The sequence below is a fragment of the Desulfovibrio sp. genome (assembly GCF_019424165.1).
Classification (GTDB): domain Bacteria; phylum Desulfobacterota; class Desulfovibrionia; order Desulfovibrionales; family Desulfovibrionaceae; genus Desulfovibrio.
Map to the genome: position 1 here is coordinate 1 of NZ_JAHZAA010000006.1, position 13,147 is coordinate 13,147.

Annotated in this window: 10 protein-coding genes; 2 read left to right on the forward strand and 8 right to left on the reverse strand. The window is 60.3% G+C overall.

What is annotated here, in order from left to right; genetic code table 11:
* Window positions 1–1,588: hypothetical protein (locus QZ377_RS04070; RefSeq protein WP_291439763.1), on the forward strand; the 1,588-nt coding region annotated here is incomplete at its 5' end.
* Window positions 1,589–1,853: 265 nt separating this feature from the next.
* Here QZ377_RS04070 and QZ377_RS04075 read toward each other — a convergent pair.
* Window positions 1,854–2,558 (reverse strand): phosphoribosylaminoimidazolesuccinocarboxamide synthase, encoded by a 705-nt coding sequence (locus QZ377_RS04075; RefSeq protein ID WP_291439765.1) that lies wholly within the window; start codon window positions 2,556–2,558, stop codon window positions 1,854–1,856.
* A gap of 113 nt (window positions 2,559–2,671) precedes the next feature.
* On the opposite strand from QZ377_RS04075, the gene QZ377_RS04080 reads away from it, so the two are divergent.
* Window positions 2,672–3,046 carry a hypothetical protein gene (locus QZ377_RS04080; RefSeq protein WP_291439767.1) on the forward strand — a complete coding sequence of 125 codons (375 nt, stop codon included), beginning with the start codon at window positions 2,672–2,674 and terminating at the stop codon, window positions 3,044–3,046.
* 81 nt (window positions 3,047–3,127) lie between these two features.
* On the opposite strand, the gene QZ377_RS04085 is transcribed toward QZ377_RS04080, so the two are convergent.
* From QZ377_RS04085 to QZ377_RS04115, 7 genes are all read right to left on the reverse strand, one after another.
* Window positions 3,128–3,451, reverse strand: a complete 324-nt coding sequence (locus QZ377_RS04085; protein ID WP_291439769.1) for a hypothetical protein — start codon at window positions 3,449–3,451, stop codon at window positions 3,128–3,130.
* Between the two features lie 16 nt (window positions 3,452–3,467).
* The gene (locus tag QZ377_RS04090) at window positions 3,468–4,073 is read right to left on the reverse strand and encodes a hypothetical protein (protein ID WP_291439771.1); all 606 of its coding nucleotides are present in this window, start codon (window positions 4,071–4,073) and stop codon (window positions 3,468–3,470) included.
* A gap of 79 nt (window positions 4,074–4,152) precedes the next feature.
* Window positions 4,153–5,877, reverse strand: coding sequence for a glycosyltransferase family 9 protein (locus QZ377_RS04095; protein ID WP_291439773.1), 1,725 nt, complete (start codon window positions 5,875–5,877; stop codon window positions 4,153–4,155).
* Between the two features lie 15 nt (window positions 5,878–5,892).
* Window positions 5,893–7,068, reverse strand: a complete 1,176-nt coding sequence (locus tag QZ377_RS04100) for a hypothetical protein (protein WP_291439774.1) — start codon at window positions 7,066–7,068, stop codon at window positions 5,893–5,895.
* A gap of 346 nt (window positions 7,069–7,414) precedes the next feature.
* Window positions 7,415–8,065, reverse strand: a complete 651-nt coding sequence (locus QZ377_RS04105; protein WP_291439776.1) for a hypothetical protein — start codon at window positions 8,063–8,065, stop codon at window positions 7,415–7,417.
* 285 nt (window positions 8,066–8,350) lie between these two features.
* Window positions 8,351–9,946, reverse strand: a complete 1,596-nt coding sequence (locus tag QZ377_RS04110; protein ID WP_291439778.1) for an efflux transporter outer membrane subunit — start codon at window positions 9,944–9,946, stop codon at window positions 8,351–8,353.
* Window positions 9,943–13,146 carry a multidrug efflux RND transporter permease subunit gene (locus QZ377_RS04115; protein ID WP_291439780.1) on the reverse strand — a complete coding sequence of 1,068 codons (3,204 nt, stop codon included), beginning with the start codon at window positions 13,144–13,146 and terminating at the stop codon, window positions 9,943–9,945. Before QZ377_RS04115 ends, QZ377_RS04110 begins: the two co-directional genes overlap by 4 nt.
* Window position 13,147: the final 1 nt, after the last annotated feature.

Here is a 13,147-nt window from a genome sequence, read left to right on the forward strand (position 1 = left end):
CAAGGTGTACGCTGACAGGTCTGTTGCCACCGTCAATGCCGAAACTGGCGGCCACAACACACTGACGGCCTCATCTGACGGCGCCATCACCATTACGACCGCAGCCGCAACCGGCAGCGAGCGGGACCCGTATTCAACCAGCATCAACGACACGGCTTCCGTCAGGGCTGACGGCGCAGGCAGCCACAACACCCTGTCCGCAGGTGAAATTTCCATCGACAATCAGTGCGGCAAGGGGCTTGCCGCCACAGACGGCGGCGTGAATACGCTTGAATCCGCTCAGGGATCGCCCCTGACCGTGACCATCACGGCATCGGCCGATACCGCTGAAAAGGCCATTGCCATGTGGGCCAGCGGGGGCGGCTCTGTAAACTACATCACCGGCCATTCCCAGGCAGGCGGCACGGGCGACAGCATCACCCTGACCGCCAATAACGGTCAGGGGACCGCCATGCAGACCGAAAACGGCGGTAGAAACATCATCACCACCGGTGCGGGCGACGACAGGGTGTTCATTAACGGGAACATTGTCGGCGATGGCAATGAAATCAACCTGGGCGGCGGCAGCAATGTCCTCACCATCAACGGAATGGTGCAGCCCGGCAGCCTGAATGTCATTGCTACTGGCGGAACCTACACCTTGATACTGCAAGCCGCTGACACACAAGGCTTTATCGCGCAATATGGTGGATGGCTCGATGCCGTCCGCGCCAGCTTCCTTTTTTCCGGTGGCCTGGAGGCCATCAATTTTGAAGGACTGAGCGGCTCGAACCTGGCGGAATTCCTGGATGTGTTTAATGACGTTCTCTGGTACCTGAAGGATAAGCTTGTCGACATTCAGCCGCCGGAGCTTGTCACCCAGTTGCATGACCCCGCCGCGCCCTTTGCCGCGCCTTTGGCCGCAGCGCTTGTGGAAACCGGCGCAGATCACCACACACAGGGCGTGCAGCATGCTGACGGGGAGGATGCCGCGCAAAATTCGGCGCAGGACCCGACGCTGGCCGCTCACCACGGCCCGGCCCTTCTGACGGATGACGGGCTGAATACCGGCTTCAATACGCAGGCGGACAATACCGGGGCGCATATGAATGTTCCTGGGCCTGACGCCACAGCACAAACGGGCTTTGCCGATGAAGAGGAACAGATTCAGCCGATTTTCGCCTTCCTGGATGATCATGCCGCGGACATGCCCGCAGGCGTAGCCTTTGAAGAAGGTGATGACGCCCTGCATAACGGCTATCTCGGCAATGAAGGGGAAAACAGCGGCGATTTTGCCGTGCTCCATGCCCCCATCACCCTGACTTACGGCGATGAAAGCCTCGACAACCTGTTCGCGGCCACGAGCGGGCAAGACCCAGAAAAAAGCGGGGCGGATATTGCAGAGGGTGAATTGCATGGCATGGGCCTGACGGACATGAACGCGGCTCCTGACCAGAGCCTCATCACCGGGCCTGCGGCAGCCAACGGCCCTGCCGCCGCTGCTGAGGGCGTTGCCGCCGCAGTCAGCGAAGTCAGCGCTATTCCCAGCGTAATGGACTCCTGCCAGGAGGCCACGGACAGCGCCGCAAGAGAAATGACAACCTGCTAGGCAAATACCTATAAAGGCTGTTCACTCTTTTCCGATCCATAACGCCGCTGCGGCGCCAACAGATCAGGTAATGAAAAGAGTGAACAGCCTGAAAAATATCTGTAAAAAGCGTACGGCCGGGCAGTGGGTGCCTGCCTGTATGCGTTGCCTGAACAGCCAGCCGCCTGAAATCCGGGATACGAAAACCGGGGTTCAGGCGGCTGGAGCAGTAAAAAAGCCTCAGGCAGGCTTGCCGGAAGGCATCCCGTACCTTACGCAAGCCAGCTTAACGACGAAAGCGCTCTGCCAGCTCTATGCCCGAAACACGTTTTTTGGTCTTCATGTCAAAGGCCCTGCAGCAACCGGGCGAAACTTCGTCAATCAGCATGGGCGCGCCCTTGGCATCAAGCGCCCATTCAATCTTGATATCCCAGAGATCCAGGTCCCGCGCCGCAAACATGGCGTGTATGGCCTGCATGGCTTTTGCGTTGCTGTCCAGAAGGGCATTCATGGTCCGGGCATCCACAACCCCCAGAGCCACAAGGGCGGAAGGGACAATAAGCGGATCGCCGGCGGCATCATCCTTGAGGGTTATTTCAAACACGGGATCGGCAAAACGCATGCCGTCATGCACGCCCGGCACCATGCCGTACCGGCGCAAAAAGCTTCCTGTGCAAACCCAGCGGGCAATCCACTCAATGCCGGGATTGAACATGGTTCCCCTGCGCACATCCATTGACAGTGACGGCAGATCGTATGCGATCATATGCGTGAAGACGCCGTTTTTTTCAGCCAGTTCTTCAAATATGGCCGAAGCCATGAGCAGACAGGCCTCTCCCTGCCCGGGCGCGGTGCTTTCCGCCACCGTATTTCCGCCGGGATCGATTTCTCCCGCAGCATTTTTTGTCACCCGGTCTGAGAAAATCAAACGCAAACCGTCTTCGCCGTTGTCATACACGTCTTTGGTTTTGCCACGGTACACCAGGTTCATGCTCTACTCTCCATTTTTATGGCGTGGTTTCTTTATGTAAACTGCGCAGGCACAAAGGCGGCGCTCCCCCCACCAAAAATTCTGGCGGGCCGGTTTGCGCGGCAACCCAGGCCTTGCTGAAAATTTGCAGGCATGCACTCCCTGGCGCGATTTCCTGCCGTATACGCGAAAGTGATGCTGCCCAATTACAAATTTTTCCGCAAGTTCTTCCTGAAGCACAGGGCATTCCGGCGCGGGCAGCGGGCTTGCCCCGGAACGGCATTGCCGCCTGCCTGCGCACATCCCCTGTTACAACAGCAATAATCAGCACCACCCGCATGGCAGGTGGTTTTTTGTTTAGCGCGCTGCCGCGCCCGACGGATCAGGCCCATAATCAAAAAACGCGCACCGGCAGTTCCGGTACGCGTTTTTTGATTATATTGCAGCCATGTGAACAGGCAGTTGCGCCGTTTATTCGGTGTTTCATCACGCAGATGCACAGCGCATGATAGCTTTATGGCGAATATCCGCCCCACAGCCCCAGATTGCCCTGCACACGGTGCGCGGGCATCCCCGGCAGAAACAGGATATTATTGCAAGGCCTGCCCTATGGACTGCTGGTAACCGTTCATGCGCTGCCGCTCAAGGCGGGAGCGTTGCAGATCCTGCCGCAGGGCATCCCGCGCTCTGGTGGCAAGCCCTGTCAGATGCTCCTGCACACGGGCAAGCTCCACAAGATGCCCCCGGTACTCTTCGGCGCGGCCGTCTTCCAGCATATGCCAGGCCATGCTGGTGACCTCGTTGCGTTTTTCCGCAAGAATCACCGCTTGGTCATACGCCCCGTCTTCAAGAGCGTTCATTTCCTGCCGGGCGAGATCAAGGGCCTGATCCAGCAAACTGAGTCCCTGGGCCATAACAACTCCTTGCGCCCTACTGGGCGACACGCTGGATGATCTGCTGGCGCAGTTGTTCGCTTACTTCACGCCATTCGGCGCAGATGGGCAAAAATTCGTATTCCAGCAGGTCGGAAAGCAGAATCCAGTCTTCGTTTTCAAGGCCGTCGCTCATTTCAGAAATCAGGTTCGAGAGCTTTTCGGTCTTTTCAGCAAAGGCATCAGAATCGCCTTCGGCGTAGCGTCCGCGCAGGTCACCGAGCATATTCATGAAATCACGGGTGACGTCCAGCAGGTCCTGCAAAAGTTCAAGAGCGTCCGTATCCGAGGCTTCGCGAAACAGGCGGGCAACCTGGCGGGCGCCGTGTTCCATCATCAGGGTGACCTTGCCCATTTCTCCGGCAATATCCACGGCCAGTTCGCTGTTGGGTACAGAGCGCACCTCAAGGCGCGAAATGGCGTCGCATGTGATGTCTTCTGCCTGGTGCGGATAAATTTCCGAAAAGGCCTCGTCATTTACCAGAACGTCGGTAATCACGCGCCCTTCCATTTCTTCGTCCCGCATGATGCTGGTCAGCGCCTGCTCAAGGTTTTCAAAGGTGGATATGCTTTTGACGCTTTCATTACCATCAATGATTATCATAGTGTTCCTCCTGTCCCCACGGGGAAGAATTTGCCGCCATAAGGCTGCACCAGTTAAAGCAAACTGTATGCCATTTTATTTATATACTGTTTTTCCATTCCATTAGAGCAGAGCGTAAACATTGTATCAATTGCGTCAGGTCTGCCATATCACCGCCCCGCTGCTGCCGCAGCTCACGCCAGAATCCGCCCAGGGCGGTAAGCGCCGGGCTGGCGTCCAGCAGGCTTTGCAAGCGCTCGCAATTACGCAAAAAAAGCTGTCCGGCCATGGAGCTTTTACCCACCAGGCCCGCCTGCTCTTCCAGCAAGGCCAGCAATTGCAGCGCCTGGGACAGGGCGTCCCCCACGGCTGCCGCAAATGACGGGCTGAGGACCACTTTTGCCGGCATGGCGCAGCCCTGCCCGTCTGAAGGCACGCTCTCTCCCAGTTTGTCAAACATCTGACGCCACAAAAAACGCTGCGCATCAAGCCATTGGCTGCGGTCTTCACCGCCGTGGTCCGAAAGACAGCGCAAGGCGGCAAAGCCGCAACTGTCCGTTTCCGTCTGCCACACGCGGGCCTCACGGCCAATGCAGGACTCCCCTGCCTCAAGCGCCGCATCCCACCGCCCGGTTGCGAGCCAGCCACAAACAAGGTCGCCCACGCCCTCGGGGCTGATCCGCCCGAGGCAGGCATGGCCGTGGGGGCAGGCGCGCCCGTAAGGGCAGGGGTGGCATGGCATGGCAGGCTCAAGGCAGCAGCAGCCCGGCAGATACGGCCCGGTATCCCAGGGTTGGGCCGTGGCCAGAAATATGGCAAGGCAAGGTACGGCCAGGCCTGCGGCCAGATGCATCGTACCGGTGTCATTGGTGACAAGAAGGCGGCAATGGGCAAGCAGGCCCGCCAGTTGCGCGATATCGGTGCGCCCCACGGCAGTGATGCAGGGGCCGCGGGTTGCCCGCAGATACTCTTCGGCAAGGGGCTGTTCCGCCCGGCTGCCAAGCAACACAGGGCAAAGCCCTGCCTCGCGCCACAACCTGTCACCCAGGGCGGCAAAAGAGGCTGCGGGCCACTGCCTTTTTGCTTCGCTGGCTCCCAGTTGCAAAGCCACAAAGCCCTTACAGGACGCAGCAATACCTGCCCTCAGCGTACCTTCTTCCAGCAGGGCGCGGGCAAATTCCCGCGCCGCTTCGGGTGGTGGCTGCAAACCGGGCCTGCTGCCGGGTGTTGTGCTGCTTGCCGCAAGCCGTGCCTTTTCCGTACCTGTCATGGCGTTTGCCCCCACCATGCGGAACGTGTCCACAAGGTTGAAGGGCGTGTTCAAACGCCGCAGCACCGTTCCCGCAAGAAAGGAGGCCCAGGCGCCACCGCTGAAACCAAAGCCTTGGGCATCCATGCCGAATCCGGTAATCTCGCCGGGGCGCGGGGCCAAAAGGCGAGCGAGCAGACGCGCGGGCAGCGTGGCTGTAAGATTGATAACCCGGGCGGCTGGCATGCTCCGCCGGATTTCATGCACAAGGGCCAGCAGCCGCAGAGCGGCCCGCCGCCAGTCGCCTTCCACATCCGCCATGATGCGCGCGCCGGGCAGGGGCCAGGCCATGTCCACATGTTGCAGCAACGGCAAGGCCGAAGCGAAGTTTTCCAGGCAGACAAGCCCCACACGCAATCCGGCGCGGCGCAGGTCGTGCACAAGCGCCTGGCTTTGCAGCAGGTCGCCAAAACGTGTCAGGTTGATGATGACAACATCACCCCCGCCTGCCGGGCGTTCGCCGGGCGTGGGAGCATGTGGCTGCTGGATATGGGCGCGGGAAAGTTCTGTCTTCATGAGAGATCAGGGCCGTCAGGCCAGGTTGGCCTTGTGTCCGCCATCCAGAAGATTGAGGGCCAGGGTGCGTTCCTGACGAAAACGGTTTTGCACAGCGGCCTGCACCTCGCTGGTGGACGAGCCGAACTGGCCGGACCGCACCTTGTATACATTGGTGATAAGTCTGCGCTCATAGGCCGGGTCGCCGGGGTCGCCGCTCATGGCTTCAGCGCGGGCAAAAATGCGCGTGGCGCCTGTGGGGCCATGCTGCACGGATGTGCTCCAGATAACCTCGCGCATGGCAGGCGACAGGCTGTCCGCCTCCAGAGAGGTCCGCTGGCTTATGCCTTCCACAGCAGGCTTGTAATGGCTTTCGCGCACATAGGCTTCCTGCAGCGCTTCAAAGCGCTCCGGCTGCTCATCGGCAATGGCGCGCCACATGTCGGGCATGGCTCCCTTGCGGCTGCCCGTATTGCCTGGCCCCGCCGAGCGCAGTCTTTTGGAAATGTCCGGGGCTTCACCGTCCAGAAATGCAAGAAAATCATTAAGGCTGCCCGCGCGTGACGATACCTGGTACTTGCCGTACGAGGTTCCGCCGTTACGGTCGTAGCCTATGGCCGCTATGCCGTCGCGGCCGGATTCAAACCGGGCGGAAAGCTTGCCCAGCTCCATCTCGGCTGCATCCGGCTGCCGCCGCTTTTGCCGTGCCTTGTCCTGCCCCGGAGCCGCAGAACGACCATGAATGAAGTCTCCGCCGTTCAGACCGCCAAGCCGTTCGCCCACAGTGCTGGCGAGCGAGTGCAACTGGCGCGCCGCCCCCATGCTGCGGGCCAGATCAAGGGTAGAGCCATTGCCGGAAACACTTTGCATAAGACCTTCAATAGCCTGTGTCTGACGCAGATCAGCCTGGGCCTTGCCAAAGACCTGAGCGCGCATGAGGTCGCTGGGGCTGCGCCCCGCAAGCACGAGATTACGCGCGGGGGCCTGCATGCCCGCAAGTTCCGCTGGGCGCACCTGAGCCGAAAGTTCCTGGCCGCTCATGGCCTGCGCGGACTGCGGCAGCGGGGCAGCCCCTTCAGCCTGACGCGCCTGCCCCTGCATAACAGCGGCAAAGCTGGCTCCGCCCGCCGCCGGCACGGCGCGGCGCTGGCCGGCAGGCTGCCCTTGCTGGGCCTCGCTGGGGGGACGTATAAGAAAATTGGAAAGCGCCATGTGTTCCTCCTGAGCGGCTGATCTGATACCGCGCAGGAAGGACAGCAAGTACAGTGCCAAGACGCTAAAGCCAAGGCATTGCAACGAGTTGAATCCGCAGCAATGCCGCGGCTGCGCCACGTGGGCGAAAGAACCACGCAATACGGCAGGCAACGCGCCAGAATGCCGACACGCTACGGGTAAAAGCAGGTTTCACGCGGGCAACACGGCGGCCCCAATGGAAATGAAAGTGTTGCAAGCCTTATATGCCCCGGCAATACGGGCAGAAACGCAGCGCACGCCTGCATACGCGACAAGCAAGGGGCCGCCCCCTGTGGGGAACATATGGGAGGGAAGGAAAAAGACGTTAAAAATCGAGCTTGAACTGCATGCCCAACCCCAGGGCGGAGTCCGGCTGCTTGTTGCTGGATGGCCGTTCGCGCTGTTCATTTCTGAGAATAAGCTCCGGCCCGAGGCTGATGCTCAAGTCGTCCCCCACGGTGGTATCGGCATAGGCCCGCACCACGTGCCTGCTTTCCATGCTCAGGTTTTCGTCAGGGGTAATGCAGCCCGCCCCCGGCTCACGCCAGGAGGAACTTTCGTCTTCCACACTCAGGGCCAGGGCGGATTTATTTTTGTTCGATCCGGAGGCCGCATTCAGGGCGCTGTCGATCCCCTTGGCCGTATCTACGGCCTTGCCCCCGGCAGGGGCATTAACCGCGCGGCTGTGCAGATTGTCTGTGGGCGTACCCTGGGCCTGCCAGGCATCAAGACTGCTGCCCTCGCGAAAAGTCCAGGCTCTGGCGTGGACGGCATCCTTTCTTTTTTTCACGGTAACGGTGCGGCTCTGATCTGTGCGCGCCTTTGCTCTGTCCACACAGGGGACGCCTTTTTTCGCCTTGTCGGCCACCTGGGATTTTGCCCCCTGATCAGAGGCGGCAACAGCGCGAGAGGCCGTCAACGGGGCGGCCAACAAGACACTGCACAAAAAAATGATGGTGATTACCGGCTTGACCATACCTGCTCTTACGATAGTCCCCCAGGCTTGTAAAGCTGACCGCAACACTGTGAAAGTTTTTTTACCCAAAGGAACAACGCGAAATGCGGATCATTGTTTTCGTTAAAAATTACCGTCACATACACACTTTTGTATATCCTCTGACCTTGGCGACCTTACAGAAAATATGACTGCCCGCCGGACAGCCCGGCCCAAAACAAAAAGGTGCAAACGCGCAAAAAACGAAGCCCCCCGGCCAAGAGGCCGGGGGGCAGTACAGTTCATACGCGCAGTCTGCCGGGAGCCTTACAGGCTCACCCCACCCTGCGGTTTGGCCTCAGGCGCGACAGGTGCGGACTCGGCCGCAGCCTTGCCCGAAGACTTGCCGGATGCCCCGGCGCTGGTTTCCTGATTCAGCAGCTTTTCGGTATTGACCACGGGAAAGCTCGGGCTGGCGCCGGGGTCGTTCCAACCGCCGCCAAGGGCCATGCAAACGCCCACGACGTTGTCCAGGCGGTCGCGCAGGGCCGATGCCAGTTGCAGTTCGGCAGCAAAAAGCTGGCGCTCCGCATCCAGAACGGTCAGGTAGTCCGTATACCCGTTGTCGTACTGCAGCCGGGCAATGGTGGTAGCACGGCGCAGGCTTTCCACCTGGATCTGCATGCTGCGTACAATGGCGTCAGCCTCGCGCTGCGCGGTCAGCGATGTGCGCATGTCTTCAAAGGCCGTCTGCACGGTTTTGCGGTATACGGCCACAGAGGCCTTTTTACGCGCTTCGGCATCCTTGACGTTGTACCAGGTGCGGCCAAAATCCAGCAGGGGCATGGAGCCGGTGACGCCGTAGCTCCAGGCTCCGGCAGGGCCGGTAAACAGGCTGCCCACGGCCGCGCTGACCGTACCAAGCATGCCCGTAAGGGACACCGAGGGGAAGAACTGGGCGCGGGCCACGCCGATATTGGCGTTATTGGCCATAAGCATGAACTCGGCGGCACGCACGTCCGGCCTGCGTTGCAGCAGGTCGGAGGGCAGGCCTTCAGGCAGCACGGGGGGCGACGGCAGCATGCCGATAGCCTGCCCGCGCGGCATGCCGCGTTCCATAATATCGCGGGGCGAACGCCCAAGCAGCACGGCCAGTCCGGCTTCGGCCCTGTCCACGGCCACGGTGCTGGTGTGCACCTGGGCGCGGGCTATTTCAACCTCGGCACGGGCGCGCTGCCAGTCAAGCTCGGTAATGTCGCCCTGCTTGTAACGGCTGCTGTAGATGCTGAAGGCATCCTCACGGGTTTTAAGCGTACGGCGGGCCGTGTCCAGCTGCATGTCCAGGGCCAGCAGGGCAAAGTAGTTCTGGGCCGTCTGCCCTGCCACCGAAAGGCGCAGGGCCTCATGCCCGATGACCGTGCTCATGAGCACATCACTGAGCATGGTGTAGTTATTGCGGTTCTTGCCCCAGAGATCCAGCTCCCACGAGGCGCTAAGCGCGGCCTGGTTGGTGGCCGTGGTGCGGGAAAGACCGCTTTTGTCAAAGGGCATGGTATTGGGCGTTTTTTCCGAAGCGCCCTGAGCCATTGACGAAGCCGAGCCGCTGACCGAAGGCAGCAGGTCCGCAGTGGCTATGCCCACCTGCGAGGCCGCTGAATCAATCTTGGCAAGGGATTCGGCAATATCCTGGTTATTCTTCAGCGCCTCGTCCACCAGGGCGGTAAGCACCGGGTCATTGAAGCGGTTCCACCAGTCGGTGTTCAGCGGGGCCGCGCCCATATCCACCGTGCGCCACTGGGCGGGCATATCCATTTCAGGCCGTTCGTAGCGCGGCGCAAGGGAGCAGGCCGAAAGCATGAATACCGACAGGGCAAACACTGCCCCCGTCAGACGCATGCGACCGGCATTACTGATGGAACTCATAGATCCTCCTGTCCATCCCCGGTAAAGTCCTTACCGGCGTTGGGATCTGTCTTGCCCTGTATTTTCAGTGATATCTGCATGATTATCTTAAAGAAGTACGGCACAAAAAGCGTGGCGATGCACGTGGCCGCCAGCATGCCGCCAATAACGGCCGTACCCAGGGCGTGGCGGCTGTTGGCACCCGCGCCTGTGCTGATGGCCAAAGGCACGCAGCCAAGAATAAAGGCCAGAGAGGTCATGACAATGGGCCTGAAGCGCAGCCGCGAGGCAAAGGTTGCCGCCGCGTCAAGACTGCGGCCACCGCGCCATGCCTCTACCGCGAATTCCACGATAAGAATGGCGTTTTTGGCTGCCAGGCCCACCAGCGTGACCAGAGCCACCTGAAAGTACACGTCGTTGGAAAGGCCGCGCGCCCAGGTTGCCAGCAACGCGCCGAACACGCCAAAAGGCACGGCCGTGAGCACCGAAAGGGGCAGGGACCACGACTCGTACTGCGCCGCCAGAATCAGGAAGACCATGACCAGGGCCAGAACAAAGATCACCGTGGTGTCTGTGCTGGCGAGTTTTTCCTGAAGGGCCGAACCCACCCAGCCCAGGCTGTAGTCTGTGGGCAGAATGGCCTTGGCTGCGGCTTCCATCTGGTCCAGCGCCTGCCCCGATGAAAAGCCCGGGGCGGGTGCGCCCATGACGTGGGCCGCAGGGAAGACGTTGTAGCGTTCCACCACCTGGGGGGCGGTGCGACGCTCAAGGGTCATGACCGCAGTGAGCGGAATCATTTCACCCTTGTTGTTGGGCACATATACGTTGCCAAGGTCTTCGGGCAGGATCCTGTACTGGGCCTCGGACTGCAGACGAACCTGGAAGGTGCGGCCCATATAGTTGAAGTCGTTCACGTACGCGCCACCGAAAGTGCCGCCCATAGCCGTGAACACGTCGCTGATCTGAACACCCATATCCTTGCAGCGGTCACGGTCAAGATTGGCGTACAACTGGGGCGAGCCGGTGGAGAACAGGTTGCGCAGCATGCCGATGGCCGGATATTTGCGCTTGCCGTCGGCATCCACAGACATAATTTCCTGTACAAGACGGTTGGTCTCATTTTCCAGGTCCTGAAGGCTGCCGGTGCCACGCATCTGAATGTAGCCTTCAAAGCCGCCCGTGGTGCTCATGCCGCTGATGGGCGGCGGCGCAAAGCCCATAACCACGGCTTCGGGCTGCATGAGCGTAACCGCGCCCACAGTCTGCAACACGGCGTCTGACGACATTTCGGGCTTTTTGCGTTCACCCCAGGGCTTGAGCAGGGCAAAGAAGGTGCCGTAGTTGCTCTTGACCGAAATGGACGTGATGTCCAGGCCGGACAGGGTCCCCATACTCTGCACAGCGGGATTGCTGAGCAAAAAGTCGTTGAGAACCTTGTTGACGGCCGTTGTGCGGTGCTGCGAGGCGCCGTCGTCCAGAATGGCCATACCCAGGATATAGCCCTGGTCTTCGTTGGGCACGAGCCCGCCGGGAACCACCCTGAACAGCCATACGCAAATGAGGATCATGACGGCAAACAGCGACAAGGCCCGCAGGCTGGAAGCCTTGAGGTAGTTGACGATGCTCACATAGTTTGTAGTCACACCGTCAAAAAACCTGTTGAACCACACAAAGGTTTTGGGCGGTTTGTAGCTGTGGTCGTGGGGCTTGAGCAGCAGGGCGCAGAGGGCGGGGGTGAGCGTCAGCGCCACCACGCCCGACAGAACCACCGACACCGAAATGGTGATGGCGAACTGCTTGTACATCTGCCCTGCCAGGCCGCCCATAAAGGATACGGGAATAAACACGGCGCACAGCACGAGCACGATGGCCACAATGGGGGCCGTGACCTCGTTCATGGCCTTGGCCGTGGCCTCCTTGGGCGGCAGGTGCTCCGTGGTCATGATACGTTCCACGTTTTCCAGCACCACGATGGCGTCGTCCACCACGATGCCGATGGAAAGCACCATGGCAAAAAGCGTAAGAGTATTGATGGTATAGCCAAAGGCGTACAGCCCGGCGAACGTGCCGATAATGGAGACCGGCACAGCCACGCAGGGAATGATGGTGGCGCGCCAGCTTTGCAGAAACACGTACACGACGATGAACACCAGTATCATGGCTTCCACCAGGGTGGAGACCACTTCGTGGATGGATTCAAGCACGAAGTCGTTGGTGTTCACAAGGATGGTATAGTCAAGGCCGTCGGGCATGGTCAGGCCGATTTCGGCCAGCTTGTCCAGCACACGGTCGCCAGTGGCAATGGCGTTGGCCCCGGGCAGCAGGTAGACGGCGCCCATACGCGCCACCATGCCGTTATAGCGCGAGGTAACGCTGTAGTCCTTGCCGCCCAGCTCCACGCGGGCCACATCCTTGAGGCGCAGCATGGCACTGTCCGGCCCGCTGCGCACGATGATCTCGCCGAACTCTTCCGGCGTGACCAGGCGGCCCTGGGTGTCAATCTGCCAGGTAAGCTGGGTGGCGTCGGGCGAGGGCATTTCGCCCAGGCGTCCGGGCGCATACTGTGAGTTCTGCTCCTGGATGGCGGCGGCAACCTCGTTGACGGACACGCCATACTTCGCCAGCTTGTCGGGCTGCAACCAGATGCGCATGGCATAGTCCATGCTGCCGAATATGGTTACGTCGCCCACGCCTTCCACGCGCTTGAGCGCGTCCACCACGTTGATCTGCGCCCAGTTGTTGATGAACACCTGGTCGTAGCGGCCGTCAGGCGAAAAATACGAAAACACCAGCAGCATGGCCGGCGAACGCTTGAGTACGCTTACGCCCTGGCGGCGCACCGCTTCGGGCAGCACCGTCTGGGCCAGGTTGACCTTGTTGTTGACGTTGACAAGGGCCATATCCGGGTCTGTACCCAACGAAAAATAGACGTTGATGCTGCCCGAGCCGGAACCGGAAGCCGCCGTGGAAGTCATGTAGAGCATGTTTTCCACGCCGTTGATATTGACTTCCAGGGGGGCCAGCACGGTAGACGCGATGGTTTCCGCGGAGGCTCCGGGATACACCACGCTGACGTTGACCGTGGGAGGCACCAGGTCGGGGTACTGGGCCACGGGCAATGCCCGCATGGCCAGCGCCCCCACCAGGGTGATGACAATGGATATGACCGCCGAAAGAATTGGTCTGCGTAAAAAGAAATTCGGCTTTGTGGAAACAGCCATA